The organism is Psychrobium sp. nBUS_13, assembly GCF_051201665.1.
GTDB lineage: Bacteria > Pseudomonadota > Gammaproteobacteria > Enterobacterales > Psychrobiaceae > Psychrobium.
On the sequence record NZ_CP179210.1, the window covers coordinates 1,270,351 to 1,289,111 of the forward strand.

The following is an 18,761-nucleotide window of genomic DNA, read 5'->3' on the forward strand; positions in this document are numbered from 1 at the left end:
TTGATGAATAATCCGTATACAATTTGTCAAATTAACCCTATACTACTACGCGTTTTAAGTGTCTAATAAACTTACAAATCTAGTGATAAATGAAGGGATATCTCATCACAGTAATACTGCTTCAGGCTGTATTTACGCCACTTTCTCTTCCTTGCTTTAATCTAGATTGTTGATTATAAAGTTCGGAGAGTTATCATGAGTTCGGTTTATCAATGGAAAAATAATAGTACTTTAGGTCTTTTAAATGGAGCACTAAATTCTAAAGTTATTTTAACCTCTACAATTCTTGTCGTTGTTTTTTCTTTTATTTATTTATTATTTAATGATAAATCATTAAATAATAAAAATGCTTCTCGAATTCCTGCTCAAGTAACGTCACCTTCCGAAAAGATGCTTTCTCTTAATGATCTGTCGCGTTTAGTCGATGAAGGATTGGTATCTTTTGACACATCTGATGGGTTAATCACTCAAATCAACACTAATAGGTCACTTACTCTAAGCGAACGAGTTGAGGGATTAAGCGCTAGTATCAGTAAAAACACCATTATCGAATCGTTTAATGGTGAAGCTATTGCACCGAAACAATTAAAACTCTCTAAAGCACATCACTCCATTGGTGGTCAGTTTGAATCTGCAAAAGCATTTGAATTTGGTATTGCTGACCAGCATCTTGTTTTCTCTAAACCTATTCGTTTATCCGTTGCCGTTGATTACCCTGAAGGTACAGCGGTATCTATTTTTGCTAAGCACGCAGGACAAGACTTTAATGCGTCTGGCCTGACAATGAATGCGATGGCGCAATGTGAGAATGGCATATCATCAAGCGAATCAAATCAAAGTATGGTTAAAGATGGAAAGGTCAGCTTTTTATCTTGTGGTGCATCATTGTTTGTTGTCACTGATAATATTAATAACATCGAAGTGACCGACATTCGTGGTCAATGTCTTAGTGACAAAAGCTTTCAATACAAGGTGTATTGGCATGACGACACATCCAGTGTCAGCTCGATACAGGTAGTTCATCAAAATGGAACAGTACTTGGTTCAGGCACGACATCACCAGTCGCTATTAAAAGACTCGCGAGCAATAGTGTTGGCGCATTTGATATTCGTGTGCGTGATACTAACAATGCAAGTGTAGTTTCATCATTGCAAAGAGTGGAACCAGAGAATTGCGCTGGTTATGGTCTTAAAACAATTACAACGATTGGTATTACGCAATACACGGTGCCTAATAATGTGTATAAAATTGAGGTGATGGCTATTGGCGGTGGCGGTGCAGGCCAAGGTGTCGCTGATACAAAGAGCAACTCAACAAAGCTTGCTGGCGGTGGCGGTGGCGGCGGCGCTTCTGCACGCTCAATGCTCGATGTTATTCCTGGTCAAGTTTTCAACGTTGGTGTAGGTGCTGGTGGCCACACTTTGGCAAAAGGGAATGTGATGAGCGGTGGGGATAGTTTTCTCTCGCTAAGTACTAAAGCAGCTGCGTTGATTTTAGCTAAAGGCGGACAAACAAAACGGTTAGGTGTCGAGAGATCTTCAACCTCTGGCGGTGCTGGCGGCTCTAAAAATGCCTCTATTGGTGATGTAAGATTTAGCGGCGGTAATGGCGGCCACGGTAATGATGAATGGGAGCGTTCAGGTTCTGGAGGCGGCGCAGCAGGATACAGCGGCGCAGGAGGTCACGGAAGTCAAGGTTCACAAGCTCCTTATAATGCTGGTCCTGGTGGTTTAGCAGGTGCTCATAATACCACGGTATTTCCAAATAAGTCTGGATCCGGCGGTGTAGGGGCTACCAGTAAAGACCGAAATACGACCACTAATCCTCGCAGGGGAGGGATTGGTGAAAATTATGGCGGCGGCGGCGGCGGCGCCATGTACGGGAGCCCAACAAATAATAGAAAGTACTCAGGTGCAAATGGGGCTCGAGGAATAGTAATGATACAGCCTATCGATGAGGCTGATTCTGTGACCTTTACGGAAAGTTCAATCCAGAACGATCCTGCGTTAACTAATGCTCAAGTTAAGTTCAGTATTAAATTTAGTCACCCAATTGATAAAACAACCATCAGCTGTAGCGAGTTTACTATTACCGGCTCTGCCAATTCGAGCTGTAACGGAATTGAAGAAGGGACACCACACGATGGTACCAAGTTCTATTTAAAAATTGATACCACCTCAAACGGGCTCGTTAAAGCGGTAATGAATCCTTATTCGATTAAAGATTTAAGTAATAATTTTAGTGTATTACCGGTAGGTGGTGATACGCAAGTAACGATGAAAGCCCATGCTGATTCTGTAAAACCATCAGTAACGATTGAACAAGCCGATGATCAAGTCGACCCCGTCACTAATTTTGGCAATGTGTATTTCACCGCAACGTTTAACGAAGCTATCCAACCAACTACGTTTAGCTGCGACGATATTGTATTACAAGGCTCGAGTGTTGCTTCTTGTATTAGTGTTGAGGAGATAGCGCCACTTAATGAAACAAGCTATCGCATTCACATTCAAGGCACTACCAACGGAATTGTGAGACCCCATATTTCTGCCAATACAGTGAGTGATTACGCCGATAACACGAATGAAGAGAGCACGAGTGTCGACAACAGAGTGCGGATTTCTACGGCTAGCCTTAATAGACCGCCGAAACTATTTAATAAATCGTTACGAATCAAAGAAAACCTATCATTATCGACGGTGATTTGGACGATGAATAATGAAGAACCCGATGAAGAAGCACTTACTTTTGCAATAGACTCTGGCAATAACAGTGGCCAATTTACCATTGATAACACGGGAGCAGTACGTGTTGCTGCAAATAATTCCCTTAATTTTGAAGGAAGCGAAAAGGTTTATAATCTATCGATTTCTGCAACCGATATACATGGTGCCAGCGATAGTGCGAGCTTGAGCGTTGAATTAGAAGATATTAATGAAGCGCCTGTGATTTCAGGAGTGCCAGCGACGTTAGTGAACGAAGACTTGACCTACAATTACCTACCTAAGGGCAATGATGTTGACGACGGAGACAGTGTAAGTTTTAGTATCGTGAATATGCCACCATGGGCGAGTTTCTCTTCGGCGACTGGACAACTCACCGGAACGCCGAGCAATAATGATATAGCAACTTATAGTAATATCGTTATTAGTGTTACTGACAGTGATGGGCTAAGTGCTAGTCTAGCGGCGTTTAGTATCACGGTTAATAATGTCAATGACGCGCCGCAGATTGGTGGTATTCCATTAACGAGTGTTAACGAAGGTATGCCTTATCAATTTACACCAACCAGCGATGATATTGACACTGGTGACACGCTTACTTTTGACATTACCAATCCACCGAGTTGGGCAACCTTTGATACTGCGACGGGTAAATTATCGGGCACGCCAGTAAATGCAGATGTTGGTGTTACCAATAATATTGTCATTAGTGTGAAAGATGCGGCTAATCTATCGGCATCATTAGCTTCATTTGATATTCAAGTGATGGATGTTAACGACACTCCGGTTGTTTCAGGTACGCCAACCTTGCTGATTGATGAAGACACCGCTTACTTGTTTGCGTTATCTATTTCTGATTTAGACGTCGGTGATACCCATACTATTACGGCAACGAACCTTCCAAGTTGGCTTGCCATAAACCAAGCAACGCAAGCGATTGCAGGTACGCCATTAAACAGTGATGTGGGTGTTTACGATGATATTACTTTAACAGTGACAGACAGCAGTGGCGGTAGCAGTTCATTGCCACCATTTACCATTACTGTTAAAAACGTTAATGATCTGCCATCAATTAGCGCGACTGTAGTGACTCAAATTAATGAAGATCAAGCGTATAGCTTATCACCGTTAGTGGTTGATGTTGATGCTGGGGATTCTCATACGTTTAATGTCACAAACATGCCGTCCTGGTTGACGTTTGATACCGTAACAGGCGTATTAAGTGGCACCCCCGTCAATGGTGACGTCAATGTTTACAGCAATATTTCGATTACGGTAACCGATGCTAATGGCGGCGCTGCTTCACTAATACCATTTACGATAACGGTTAATAACATTAATGACGCGCCGACAATGACAGGGGCACCAAGTAGTGTTATCAATGAAGATCAAACCTATAGCTTCGTGCCAATCGCTAATGATATTGATGTTGGCGATGGCTTGACGTTCAATGCTACAGGGCTACCGACTTGGTTATCGCTTAATAGTGCCACAGGACAAGTTAGCGGTACGCCAGCAAATAGCGATGTTGGGTTGTACGCTAATATTATAATTTTCGTCCAGGATACTGGGGGGTTAAGTACTGCGTTACCTGCATTTAGCATAACGGTTAATAACGTGAATGATGCGCCGACAATTAGTGGCACTCCAATGACAACTGTTGCGCAGGGTACTGCTTACAACTTTACGCCAAATGGTCAAGACATCGATGTTGGTGATACGCTCACTTATAGCATTGTTAATAAGCCATCATGGGCGATCTTTAATACGCAGAGCGGTCAGCTTCAAGGTACGCCAACTAACAGCCATGTTGGTGAGACAAGTGGTATTGTTATTAGTGTTCAGGATATCGTTGGTGAGAAAGTAAGTCTTGCTGCATTTGCTATTTCTGTCACTAATGTCAATGATGCTCCAGTAATTTCAGGAACACCAATTACTGGTGTATTACAAGGTGATACGTACAGTTTCACGCCTAGTGCAAATGACATTGATGTCGATGATGTATTGCGCTTTAGTGCGACAGGATTACCGTCTTGGTTATCGATTGACAGCGCAACAGGGCAGTTGTCCGGTGTGCCATCAAACAGCGATGTTGGCACCCATAGCAATATTGTCATTACTGTCAAAGATAGCAGTGATGCAAGTGACGCTTTTGCGCCATTTAGCATTATTGTGAGCAACAGTAATGACGCTCCACTGATTTCTGGTACCCCATCAGTTACTGTTAATGAAGATTTAGCTTATAGCTTTACACCAACAGCATCAGATGCTGATGTTGGTGATTCGTTATCATTTTCCATCGTTAATAAGCCAAGCTGGGCTAGCTTTGATAGTGCGAGTGGGGCGTTATCTGGTACGCCGAGTAATGGCGATGTTGGCACAACTAATGGCATTGTCATTAGTGTGACAGATAGCGCTAACGCAAAAACGTCACTGGCTGCATTTAATATTATTGTGGTCAATGTTAATGATGCGCCGGTTATTAGTGGTTCACCTGCAGTCTCTGTGCTTGAAGGTGCGCCTTATAGCTTTATTCCTAGCGCAAGTGACGTTGACCAAGGCGATACCTTAACGTTCAGCATTAACACCAAGCCTGCTTGGGCGTCGTTTAATACGGTAACAGGGCAATTGTCAGGCACACCAAACAATAGTCATGTCGGAACGACTAACGCTATTGTCATTAGTGTAACCGATAGTAGTAATGCTAGTGCACCGTTAGCGGCATTTAATCTGGAAGTCGTGAATGTTAATCAACCACCGTCTGTTGATAACATAACCTTGAGTGTGGCTGAAAACAGCGTTGATGGCACCTTGGTTGGCACTGCGTTAAGCGTTAGCGATCCAGATGCTGGAACTAATGTGACCTTTGAGATTACCAACGGTAATGGTGATGACGCATTTGTTATTGGTGCTAATGGTCAAATTAGTGTTAAAACACAGGCCGCTTTAAACTTTGAGAATAAAGCACAGTACAGTTTAACCGTTCAGGTCAGTGACAGTGAATTAACCGACAGTGCTATCGTAACCATCAATGTAAGTAATGTTGTTGAAGTTGCTAACTTCACCATTGATGATATCGGCTCCACTAATGTCAGTGAAAACGTGGTATTTAGTTCCCCATTGATTCAAATTACGGGTGAGCCTATTGGTACGCTAATTTACAGCCTTAGCGGAGATGATGCTGCGTTATTTAGCGTTGATAGTGCAACCGGTGAGTTTACGCTGCCAGCACAAGATTTTGAAGCGCCAATTGATGGTGATACGAACAATCAATATCAGGTGACATTAACCGCGCTTGATGATGATGGTAATAGCGCTGATAAAGTTGTCACGATAAACGTGGCCAATTTTAATGTTGCACCGACCTTTAGTGCTGACGAGTTAGTTAAACAAACCAATGAAGAAGACTTTACCGCTTATTCTTTAAGTTTTGGTGTGACCGACGCCGACAACGATAAACTGACCATATCACTTAACAATAGTACGCCAAGTATTGTTGATGTAAGTGTTAGTCCATTAACAGAGCAAACATTTGCTCAGTACGATGACACGGCGTTTACGATTGATATCGCCAGTAAGCTCAATCAATTTGGCTCAGCTAACGTCCAGTTAATTGCAACAGATATGTATGATGTTAGCGCGCTAAAATCATTTGATGTTGTTATTCCTGCTGTGTTGGATTTTCCGAACATTTCAACGCAAAGTATTTCATTGAATGAAGACTTCATAGCGTTTAATGTCACGCTGGAAAATATTGATTTTGCCAGTCAACCGTCTGTTACAGTGGAAGCGAGTGTTGCTGATGGGAGTCTAATCAAACCAATAGCGTCACTCGTCGTACCGAATACGAGAACAAGCGCGCAATTGACGTTGTTGGCAAACGAGCATATATCTGGCGATAGTACCATCACATTCACTGTGAAAGCTGACGGTAATCCTGATGTTCATAAGACGATTCCAATTAGTATTAAACCGGTCAACGATGCACCTGTAATCTCTGGCACGCCGATTGTGGCTGTTGAGGGTAATAACTACACGTGGCTACCGACATCGAGTGATATTGAAAACTCGCCACTGTCGTTTAGTGCAAGTAATTTACCGCCTTGGGCGAGCCTAAATAGTGTGACCGGCGAAATTAGCGGTACGCCAACGGTCGCAGACCAAGGAAATACCAATAACGTCGTATTAACGGTTAGTGATGGCGTTCTTGCCACTAACCTGACGGTTAGTTTAAATGTTATCAATGTTAATCAAGCACCTGACTATACCAATGGAGCTTTCACTGTCGCTGAAAACTCTGTAAATTCGACGGTAGTAGGGACACATACTGCTCAAGATATTGATGGTGGGGCAATTACTTACAGCATTGAATCTGGAAACACTGATAATACGTTTGCTATTAATAATGACGGTGAAATAAGTGTTATCGATAATAGTGCACTTAACTATGAAACAAACGATGAGTTTGTATTAGAAATTAAAGCACAAGATACGGACGGTTTATCTGATTTGGCTTTGGTGACTATTGGCGTGAGCAATGTTAATGAAGCACCAACAATTACCGGTACACCGCCTACGATAATAGCCCAAAATGCATTCTACACCTTTACTGTGCTTGGCGCTGATGTTGATGGTGGTGATACATTAATGTACAACGCAATCAATGTCCCATCATGGTTAAGCTTTGATAGTGCAACAGGCGTGTTATCTGGCACGCCAACCAATAGTGATTTAGGCGATCACACTAACATTCAAATTAGTGTTAAAGATGCGGCTAATCTATCGGCATCATTAGCTTCATTTGATATTCAAGTGATGGATGTTAACGACACTCCGGTTGTTTCAGGTACGCCAACCTTGCTGATTGATGAAGACACCGCTTACTTGTTTGCGTTATCTATTTCTGATTTAGACGTCGGTGATACCCATACTATTACGGCAACGAACCTTCCAAGTTGGCTTGCCATAAACCAAGCAACGCAAGCGATTGCAGGTACGCCATTAAACAGTGATGTGGGTGTTTACGATGATATTACTTTAACAGTGACAGACAGCAGTGGCGGTAGCAGTTCATTGCCACCATTTACCATTACTGTTAAAAACGTTAATGATCTGCCATCAATTAGCGCGACTGTAGTGACTCAAATTAATGAAGATCAAGCGTATAGCTTATCACCGTTAGTGGTTGATGTTGATGCTGGGGATTCTCATACGTTTAATGTCACAAACATGCCGTCCTGGTTGACGTTTGATACCGTAACAGGCGTATTAAGTGGCACCCCCGTCAATGGTGACGTCAATGTTTACAGCAATATTTCGATTACGGTAACCGATGCTAATGGCGGCGCTGCTTCACTAATACCATTTACGATAACGGTTAATAACATTAATGACGCGCCGACAATGACAGGGGCACCAAGTAGTGTTATCAATGAAGATCAAACCTATAGCTTCGTGCCAATCGCTAATGATATTGATGTTGGCGATGGCTTGACGTTCAATGCTACAGGGCTACCGACTTGGTTATCGCTTAATAGTGCCACAGGACAAGTTAGCGGTACGCCAGCAAATAGCGATGTTGGGTTGTACGCTAATATTATAATTTTCGTCCAGGATACTGGGGGGTTAAGTACTGCGTTACCTGCATTTAGCATAACGGTTAATAACGTGAATGATGCGCCGACAATTAGTGGCACTCCAATGACAACTGTTGCGCAGGGTACTGCTTACAACTTTACGCCAAATGGTCAAGACATCGATGTTGGTGATACGCTCACTTATAGCATTGTTAATAAGCCATCATGGGCGATCTTTAATACGCAGAGCGGTCAGCTTCAAGGTACGCCAACTAACAGCCATGTTGGTGAGACAAGTGGTATTGTTATTAGTGTTCAGGATATCGTTGGTGAGAAAGTAAGTCTTGCTGCATTTGCTATTTCTGTCACTAATGTCAATGATGCTCCAGTAATTTCAGGAACACCAATTACTGGTGTATTACAAGGTGATACGTACAGTTTCACGCCTAGTGCAAATGACATTGATGTCGATGATGTATTGCGCTTTAGTGCGACAGGATTACCGTCTTGGTTATCGATTGACAGCGCAACAGGGCAGTTGTCCGGTGTGCCATCAAACAGCGATGTTGGCACCCATAGCAATATTGTCATTACTGTCAAAGATAGCAGTGATGCAAGTGACGCTTTTGCGCCATTTAGCATTATTGTGAGCAACAGTAATGACGCTCCACTGATTTCTGGTACCCCATCAGTTACTGTTAATGAAGATTTAGCTTATAGCTTTACACCAACAGCATCAGATGCTGATGTTGGTGATTCGTTATCATTTTCCATCGTTAATAAGCCAAGCTGGGCTAGCTTTGATAGTGCGAGTGGGGCGTTATCTGGTACGCCGAGTAATGGCGATGTTGGCACAACTAATGGCATTGTCATTAGTGTGACAGATAGCGCTAACGCAAAAACGTCACTGGCTGCATTTAATATTATTGTGGTCAATGTTAATGATGCGCCGGTTATTAGTGGTTCACCTGCAGTCTCTGTGCTTGAAGGTGCGCCTTATAGCTTTATTCCTAGCGCAAGTGACGTTGACCAAGGCGATACCTTAACGTTCAGCATTAACACCAAGCCTGCTTGGGCGTCGTTTAATACGGTAACAGGGCAATTGTCAGGCACACCAAACAATAGTCATGTCGGAACGACTAACGCTATTGTCATTAGTGTAACCGATAGTAGTAATGCTAGTGCACCGTTAGCGGCATTTAATCTGGAAGTCGTGAATGTTAATCAACCACCGTCTGTTGATAACATAACCTTGAGTGTGGCTGAAAACAGCGTTGATGGCACCTTGGTTGGCACTGCGTTAAGCGTTAGCGATCCAGATGCTGGAACTAATGTGACCTTTGAGATTACCAACGGTAATGGTGATGACGCATTTGTTATTGGTGCTAATGGTCAAATTAGTGTTAAAACACAGGCCGCTTTAAACTTTGAGAATAAAGCACAGTACAGTTTAACCGTTCAGGTCAGTGACAGTGAATTAACCGACAGTGCTATCGTAACCATCAATGTAAGTAATGTTGTTGAAGTTGCTAACTTCACCATTGATGATATCGGCTCCACTAATGTCAGTGAAAACGTGGTATTTAGTTCCCCATTGATTCAAATTACGGGTGAGCCTATTGGTACGCTAATTTACAGCCTTAGCGGAGATGATGCTGCGTTATTTAGCGTTGATAGTGCAACCGGTGAGTTCACGCTGCCAGCACAAGATTTTGAAGCGCCAATTGATGGTGATACGAACAATCAATATCAGGTGACATTAACCGCGCTTGATGATGATGGTAATAGCGCTGATAAAGTTGTCACGATAAACGTGGCCAATTTTAATGTTGCACCGACCTTTAGTGCTGACGAGTTAGTTAAACAAACCAATGAAGAAGACTTTACCGCTTATTCTTTAAGTTTTGGTGTGACCGACGCCGACAACGATAAACTGACCATATCACTTAACAATAGTACGCCAAGTATTGTTGATGTAAGTGTTAGTCCATTAACAGAGCAAACATTTGCTCAGTACGATGGCACGGCGTTTACGATTGATATCGCCAGTAAGCTCAATCAATTTGGCTCAGCTAACGTCCAGTTAATTGCAACAGATATGTATGATGTTAGCGCGCTAAAATCATTTGATGTTGTTATTCCTGCTGTGTTGGATTTTCCGAACATTTCAACGCAAAGTATTTCATTGAATGAAGACTTCATAGCGTTTAATGTCACGCTGGAAAATATTGATTTTGCCAGTCAACCGTCTGTTACAGTGGAAGCGAGTGTTGCTGATGGGAGTCTAATCAAACCAATAGCGTCACTCGTCGTACCGAATACGAGAACAAGCGCGCAATTGACGTTGTTGGCAAACGAGCATATATCTGGCGATAGTACCATCACATTCACTGTGAAAGCTGACGGTAATCCTGATGTTCATAAGACGATTCCAATTAGTATTAAACCGGTCAACGATGCACCTGTAATCTCTGGCACGCCGATTGTGGCTGTTGAGGGTAATAACTACACGTGGCTACCGACATCGAGTGATATTGAAAACTCGCCACTGTCGTTTAGTGCAAGTAATTTACCGCCTTGGGCGAGCATTGATAGTGTAACCGGTGAGATAACCGGCACACCAAGTATCTTTGATGCCAATGTTCACGATGACGTGCTAATTAGCGTCAGTGATGGCGAGTTCACCTCATCACTGGTTGTGACCATAACGGTACAAAATACTAATCAAGATCCTGTGTATGATGATGGCCTATTAACGATTGCTGAAAACACGGCAGTCGATACCTTAGTTGGCACTCATGCAGCGCAAGACGTTGATCGTCACGCATTAGCGTATGCCATTGTTAGTGGTAATACTGGCAATGCGTTTGATGTTGGCGCTGGTGGCGTAATCACTGTCGCGCAAACACCAGCCCTTGATTATGAAACCAATAGCCGATTCGAATTAGTGGTAAGTGCCACTGACGCTGAAGGAGCGATTGATACGTCGACGCTAGTGATTGACTTAATTGATGTTAATGAAAGTCCTGTCATTAATATTGCGGATGGAGACAGCGCTAGCGCTGCGCTCAATGAAGGCGAGGTTTATAGCTTTACACCGAGCAGTGTTGATGTTGATGGTGGTGACGAGCTGGCATTTAGTGTTGAAAACCTCCCGAGTTGGTTAACCTTTGATACACAAACTGGTCGCCTATCAGGTATTTCTGATAATAGCGCTGTCGGCGAACACACTAATATTATCATTACAGTGACGGACACCGCTGGACTTACTCAACAGCTAGCCCCTTTTACTATTGAGGTGGTTAATGTTAATAACGCACCGAGCATTGACGGTGTACCATCAACGCAAGTTGATGAAGGTGATACTTACAGCTTCACGCCTCTTGCTAATGATATTGATGTGGGTGATGAGTTGACCTTTACCATTATCAATCAACCAACGTGGGCAACATTCGATACCTTAACGGGGTTATTAGCTGGTACGCCAGGTAATGGCGAAGTCGGCAACTACAACAATATTAGTATTGCGGTGACAGATAACGACGGACTAATTGCAGACCTAGCTAGTTTTAGTATTGAAGTGGTTAATGTTAATAACGCCCCTATTTTCGATGACGCTCAGTTTGAGTTACCAGAAGATGCTGTCACTGGCAGCGTCGTTGGTCGCCAATTGTTTGCAAGTGATATAGACGTTGGCTCACAACTTACTTATAGCATTAGCGCTGGCAATGTGAATAATACTTTTGCTATTGATAATAATGGGCAACTGACGTTATTAGCGGCTGTTGATTATGAGTCATTGACGACCTACACACTGGTGGTAGAAGTGAGTGATGGCGAATTAACTGATAGCGCGACTGTTGTTATTAACGTTACAGATGTCTTAGACGGAATTGATAAAGATATTAGCGATATAAATAAGTCGATTAATGATCAGTCTACATCAACAATAACGCCAGATAAGTACGTTAGTATTGGTGTAACGGGTGTTACAACCGGTAATGTCGATGAAGTCAATAAACGAATTGGCCAAATATTGCCAGTTGATTTACCGGCGACACCTGCTGTCATTCAAGTAATTGTTGATGAAATAAATAGCCTCAAACTTATCAATGAGTTTTCAACCAGCGGCGGCACGACAACAACGCCAACGATTGATGATCTTAAGAATATTGGTATTAAAGGTGTTACACCAGAGGTACTAGCGGCACTTAACAAGGCATTAGTGACTAATCCAGCGGTACGCACTATTGAGCAACTCAAAATTTTGATTGCGAATATTACTGGTGGTGATAGTGACAATGATGGTTTACCTGACGAGTTAGAAAGAAAGCTGGGGACATCGATTACTGACCCTGATTCGCCAACGCTTGGTGGCGGTGATGATGATGACAATGATGGTGTCACTAATGCGGTGGAAGCGTATTTAGAGTCAATAGGTGAAAAAGTAGCGCCTAATACGACAGGTTCAACCGACTCTGATAATGACGGTTTACCTGATGCACTAGAAATCGCTATTGGTGGTAATCCACTTGATGCTAATGACCCTACTGAAAACGGCAGTGCTGTTGCGTCGAATGGTCTTACTAATGCCGTGAATGTGTATCTAAAATCACAAGGCTTAGTCGATGGTAGTGGTGAAGTTGTCAAACTTGCTGACTATGACAATGATGGCATAAGTGATGCGTTAGAGATCACATTGGGCGGTAATCCGCTACGTGCTGATGATAATGATGTTGATAAAGACGGTGTCTCTGATTTTGTTGAAGCATTTTTAACATCTACCATTAATGATGGTGCTGATACGAAGAAACTTGATCTCAATGCCAATGGTTTATCTGATGCTTATGAAGTGCGTCAAGCAGCAACACTACGTGAACTGCAAGCGCTACTGGCAGCAGATCAAGTTAGCGACTCTGATGGCGACGGCATTAGTGACGCTGTGGAGGAGTTTTTAACGGGCGGTGATAATAGTGAATCAATCACGCCAACGTCAGATAGTGATAATGACGGTATTAGTGATCTTGATGAAATTAATTCAGGAAGTAACCCAATTAAAAATGATATCCCTGTGTTATGGATTGAGTCATCGATTATCGCGCCTGATCAGCTTCAATTGGAAACATACTTTGGTGGTTTGCCATCGAGTCAAGTGGCGTACACGTGGGATCTTTCAAATCTGACAGATGCTGGTATGACGATCTCTGCAATTAATGTTAAACAACCTATTGTTAGCGAATTAGTCGGCGGTTTTTATCAGGTAACTGTTAGCGTAACACGTACTATCAATGGCCAATCATTAACTGCTCAAGCAAGTTATGTCGTTAGCATTGCAAACAGTGGTGGTTTAGCTATCGACGATGACGATGGTGATGGTGTTGCTAATGACTTTGATAACGATAATGGAAACTCTGATAAAGAAGACACTATACCAACCAAAATTGTTGACAGTGATAACTTCAAAATGACCACTCAAAACGGTATTAAATTACGTTTAGGTGTGGTTGCTTTCTTAGCTGGCGCTAATGGCAGTGAAGTAACACAAGACAGCATCGTGCAGTTTGGTAATGGTGTCGGTGGAAAAGTAGATGAATCGATTGCACTGGATGAAACTTTCGAACACCTTGATACCTTTGATTACGAAGCCTTGAATTTACCGCAGGCTGGCGCACGCATTCCGATCTTTATTCCATTAACTCAGGTTATTCCTGACAGTGCATCGCTGCGTAAATTTAACCCAACCACAGGTTGGAATGAATATGACGTGACTGATGGCGATTCGTTTGGAACATCTAGTGCTATTTCAGAAGGTGTTTGTTCATCAAATGTTGCTGATTACACGCCTCAATTGACGGTTGGTGATATGTGTTTGTTATTACAAATTAGTGATGGTGGTGCCAATGATAGTGATGGACAGCTCAATGGTATGATTGTCGATCCTGTTGCTATTTCAGCACCTAAAGCAACTGAGCCAGAGCCAATGCCTGAGCCGACACCTGATCCTGAACCAACACCTGAGCCTACGCCTGAACCTGAATATAAATCAGGCACGAAAGGTGGCTCGATATCAATCTCAATCTTCGTGTTATTAGGAATGCTGTTTATGTTACGAAAAAGTCAATTACGTGCGTCACTGAATGCGTTTAAATCATTGAGTGTGATGGCTAGCGTTGTCGCTACTGCGGTTATTTCTACTCATTCAAATACGGCGTTAGCAAATGACGAATCAACTGAGCGTTCAAGTCATGGTTTTGTTCATTTAGGCGCTGGTTCAGCGTCGTTAACGCCATTAAAGAATGATGTAAAATTGGATACGCAACGCAATATTGCGTGGCAGTTTTCTGCTGGTTGGCAGTTTAATGATTACGTTGCCATTGAAGGCTATTACGCTGATTTAGATAGCTTTGAAATTAGCAAAACTCAAGGTATTGATTATAAGAGCTTGGGCATTCAAGTGACGGGTTTTTGGTCTATTATGGACAATGGTCGCTTACTTGCTTTTGTTGGCGCGAGTGCGTTAGATACGACAGGGCAAAATATACAACTTACCCAAGTTGAAGACAACTCCGTCCATGTTGGTGGTGGCTTTGAATATGATTGGGATGCCCATTGGTTTAGCCGAATTCAATGGACTGGCATTGATGATGACGCTGATATGTTTACTATTCATTTTGGTCGTCGATTTGGTGTTGAGAATATTGATAAGCGAGCAAAACCAGCACCGATTAAGCCGATGCCGATCGTAAAAACTGCACCAGTAGCGCCGAAAACACCGCTTGTTGTTGAAAACGTGCCGAGTACTCGTTATATCGAATATGTTGGATTTGATCATGATGACAAAGGACTCGATGCTATAGGTACTGAGCAAGTTCAGCGCGCCATTGAATTAATGAATGCAAACCCCAATGCACGTGCCGTATTATTCGGTCATACTGACAATGTAGGCAACAGTAAGTATAACTTCGAACTGTCATTGTCTCGTGCTAATAATATTCGTGACATGTTAAAAACTGCGGGTATTGACGATGATCGTATTCGGGTTAAAGCTTATGGCGATACAGCCCCTATTGCGAGTAATAGTTATTATAAAGGTCGTGTCAAAAATCGCCGTGTGGAGGTGATGGTTATTGATTAACCATCAGGACTCATAAATTGGGTATTAATAAGTCCTGGCAGCAGTCGCGTCAGGGCTTTTTTATTTTAGGGCAATAAAAAAGCCCATAGTATTAACTACAGGCTTAGTAAATAGTTAGCGAGGGCTTTATTAAATGCCGCCAATACGCTCAGCTAGCTCTTTATATTTTTTTACAGCGTCAGCGCTAAACTTTGGATTTTCCGCATCATCACCAACATTGTTTAATAAACTTTCACGAGCAAGGCGACGAACACGTGAGTCACTTATACCTAAAAATTCAGCAACTTGATCCACTGTTAATAATTCATCCATTGTTCTTTCCTTTATCAGATTCATTCATTAACTTATTAAAATAACACATTATTTTCTCGAAGAAAACTAATATAAATACCTGACTTATTTACTTTTGTAAGTAACGTCTAAGCATTGCTATGGCACCTGCACCGAACAAGAATAGCCAATGCATACAGCCAGAGTCATGAATGATCACATCTGTATGAATTGGTTGGTCATTGTAGTCAGATTCTACGCTCACATACCCTAAATCAAAGGTTGTAGTGTGTTCGCTATGATGGCTACTAACTTGTGTTATCTCAGCGGTTAACGCGTATGTGCCACCATGAAATTGTGAAGGGACTAACAAATCAAATGTTTGCACATCACTTGTTGAACTGCCGTAGATAGTAAAAGGCGCGGATGCGTAGAGCAGTCGACCATCTAAACGAATATTAGCCTGCAATTGTTGATTACCATAAAGAGAATCTAGATCGAGTGTTAACTCAACACGTTGGTCATAACCATCGTTATCTTGGTCAATTGACGTGTTGTAAAAGTGATTGAATAGACTAAAGGTATCGTGGTGATCATATTTATGCCCTTCAAGCCGCAAATCATCTAGACCCTGGTTGTTACGGTAATCAACAACGTCAATTAATTGATGATTATTAGCATCATAGATATTGATTAGTAATTGGTAATAGCCCGTTAAGAGATGCTCATCGACTGTTATATCAAAGCGCTGTTTGTCCGCAAGGGAATCTGAATTTAGAGCAAAATCTGAAGACGTTGTTAACTTAGTTGTATGACGTTGCTCATCAACAAGCATTAAATCGACGTAGACGGTGAGTTGCTGATAGCTCGTATCAAAATCAAACGTGAAATTAATATCTTGACTATATCCATCATTGTCTTCATCAAGAAGAGAGGTTGTCGTTAAAGAGTCTAACCACACCACATTATGGCGGGATGTTTTTTTGATTTTTTGAGCTGATTGCTGTGCTGTCGCTTTGTCTGAGGTAACCGCTTGCTGCTTGACACTGGTTGCTGCAAAAGAAAAACTGTTGGCGAGTAGTAGGGTAAATAGGATAAGTGCTCTCATGGCAATCCCTTAATAATTAATCATGCCCTATCTTTGATTGCTGTGGCTGAATCATAACTGAATTCACTCTTTGTTAAACGTTCAAGACGATGTCGTCACATTTATGACTTATTGTTCAAGCATTATTGGTACTTAACGAATTTATCTCGTATAATGCGCCAAATTTTTTTTAACGTCCTTTTTTTGGAGAGCTAAACAATGGCTATCGAACGTACTTTTTCTATCGTAAAACCTGATGCAGTTGCTAAAAACTACATTGGTCAAATCTACAACCGTTTTGAAACTGCTGGTCTTAAAATCGTTGCTTCTAAAATGATCCACCTTTCTCAAGAGAAAGCTGAAGGTTTCTACGCTGAGCACAGCGAACGTCCTTTCTTTGGCGCTTTAGTTTCTTTCATGACTTCTGGTCCAGTTATGGTTCAAGTTTTAGAAGGCGAAAACGCTGTTGCTAAAAACCGTGAAATCATGGGTGCTACTAACCCAGCTGAAGCTTTCGCTGGTACTATCCGTGCAGATCTTGCTGATAGCATCGACGAAAATGCAGCTCACGGTTCTGACGCTCTTGAGTCAGCTGCACGTGAAATTGCATACTTCTTCTCAGATGACGAAATCTGTCCACGTACTCGTTAATATCGAGCACGTTTAATAAATTAAACATGGTTTAATTTATGATAATATTCGGGGGTATTTACCCCCGTTTTTACGTTTAAGGATTGGTAAAAAAATGGCAGTCATTAAACGTAAAAACAGTCGCCACCATGACTAACGCAGTAACTCTATGGAGTCAGTATGACTAACGCAAAAGTAAACTTATTGAATTTTGATCGCCCAGCATTACGTGCTTATTTTGAAGAAATTGGTGAGAAACAATTTCGTGCCGATCAATTAATGAAATGGATTTACCACTTTGGTATTACTGATTTTGATGAGATGAACAACATCAATAAGAAGTTGCGTGAAAAGCTAAAACGGTTAAGTGAAGTTAAAGCACCTGTCGTTAATACTGAGCAGCGCTCTACTGATGGCACCATCAAATGGTCTATGTTGTTAGAAGGCGGCCAAGAAGTAGAAACCGTTTATATCCCTGATGGCGATCGCGCGACATTATGTGTGTCATCACAGGTTGGTTGTGCATTAGAGTGTACGTTCTGTTCAACTGCTCAACAGGGTTTTAACCGTAACTTATCGGTGGGTGAAATCATCGGTCAAGTTTGGCGCGCTGCGCAGGTTGTTGGTGTTAAAGGTGATACAGGTGAACGCCCAATTACCAACGTTGTAATGATGGGGATGGGTGAACCGCTACTTAACCTGAAAAATGTTGTTCCAGCAATGAAACTAATGCTTGATGACAATGGCTACGGACTGTCAAAACGCCGTGTTACGTTATCAACATCGGGTGTTGTGCCAGCGCTTGATATGCTTGGTGACCAAATTGATGTTGCTTTAGCTATTTCATTACATGCACCGGATGATAAATTACGTGATGAAATCGTGCCTGTTAATAAAAAGTACCCTATTAAAGAGTTTTTAGCGGGGGTTGCACGTTACATCGAAAAATCTAAAGCAAACCGCGGCAAAGTGACGATTGAATATGTGATGCTAGATCACGTTAATGATTCAACTGATCAAGCACATGAGCTAGGTAAGTTGTTGAAAGACACGCCGTGTAAAATTAACTTAATACCGTTTAACCCATATCCGGGTTCACCATATGGCCGTTCAAGTAATTCACGCATCGATCGTTTCAATAAAGTGTTGATGGAATATGGTTACACGGTAACGGTAAGAACAACTCGTGGTGATGACATTGACGCGGCTTGTGGTCAGTTAGTGGGTGATGTCGTTGACCGTACGAAACGAACTGCGAAAAAGCAGATGCAAGGTGATGAGATTTCCGTCACAATGGTGCGCTAAATCCTAATTTTAATCGACAGAGCAGGGAATAACG

5 protein-coding genes are annotated in these 18,761 nt (G+C 42.2%); 3 read left to right on the top strand and 2 right to left on the bottom strand.

Features of this window, described 5'->3' with window-relative positions; translation table 11 throughout:
- Positions 1–195 precede the first annotated feature (195 nt).
- Entirely contained in the window at positions 196–15,435 is a 15,240-nt protein-coding gene (locus ACMAZF_RS05810) for a putative Ig domain-containing protein (protein WP_435276490.1), read from the top strand.
- Positions 15,436–15,564: 129 nt separating this feature from the next.
- On the opposite strand, the gene ACMAZF_RS05815 is transcribed toward ACMAZF_RS05810, so the two are convergent.
- Both ACMAZF_RS05815 and ACMAZF_RS05820 read right to left on the bottom strand, forming a co-directional pair.
- Positions 15,565–15,747, bottom strand: coding sequence for a helix-turn-helix domain-containing protein (locus ACMAZF_RS05815; protein ID WP_435276491.1), 183 nt, complete (start codon positions 15,745–15,747; stop codon positions 15,565–15,567).
- An 88-nt stretch (positions 15,748–15,835) separates the two neighbouring features.
- Positions 15,836–16,813 carry a choice-of-anchor H family protein gene (locus tag ACMAZF_RS05820; protein ID WP_435276492.1) on the bottom strand — a complete coding sequence of 326 codons (978 nt, stop codon included), beginning with the start codon at positions 16,811–16,813 and terminating at the stop codon, positions 15,836–15,838.
- Between the two features lie 198 nt (positions 16,814–17,011).
- Here ACMAZF_RS05820 and ndk point away from each other — a divergent pair, with 198 nt between their 5' ends.
- Positions 17,012–17,443 carry a nucleoside-diphosphate kinase gene (gene ndk / locus ACMAZF_RS05825; RefSeq protein WP_435276493.1) on the top strand — a complete coding sequence of 144 codons (432 nt, stop codon included), beginning with the start codon at positions 17,012–17,014 and terminating at the stop codon, positions 17,441–17,443.
- A gap of 159 nt (positions 17,444–17,602) precedes the next feature.
- The gene (locus tag ACMAZF_RS05830) at positions 17,603–18,727 is read left to right on the top strand and encodes a bifunctional tRNA (adenosine(37)-C2)-methyltransferase TrmG/ribosomal RNA large subunit methyltransferase RlmN (protein ID WP_435276494.1); all 1,125 of its coding nucleotides are present in this window, start codon (positions 17,603–17,605) and stop codon (positions 18,725–18,727) included.
- Positions 18,728–18,761: the final 34 nt, after the last annotated feature.

Bases quoted from the DNA above. Each gene is read 5' to 3' on its own strand.
- ACMAZF_RS05810 (WP_435276490.1), top strand. From the start codon at position 196: ATGAGTTCGGTTTATCAATGGAAAAATAATAGTACTTTAGGTCTTTTA.
- ACMAZF_RS05820 (WP_435276492.1), bottom strand. From the start codon at position 16,813: ATGAGAGCACTTATCCTATTTACCCTACTACTCGCCAACAGTTTTTCT.
- ACMAZF_RS05830 (WP_435276494.1), top strand. From the start codon at position 17,603: ATGACTAACGCAAAAGTAAACTTATTGAATTTTGATCGCCCAGCATTA.
- ndk (WP_435276493.1), top strand. From the start codon at position 17,012: ATGGCTATCGAACGTACTTTTTCTATCGTAAAACCTGATGCAGTTGCT.
- ACMAZF_RS05815 (WP_435276491.1), bottom strand. From the start codon at position 15,747: ATGGATGAATTATTAACAGTGGATCAAGTTGCTGAATTTTTAGGTATA.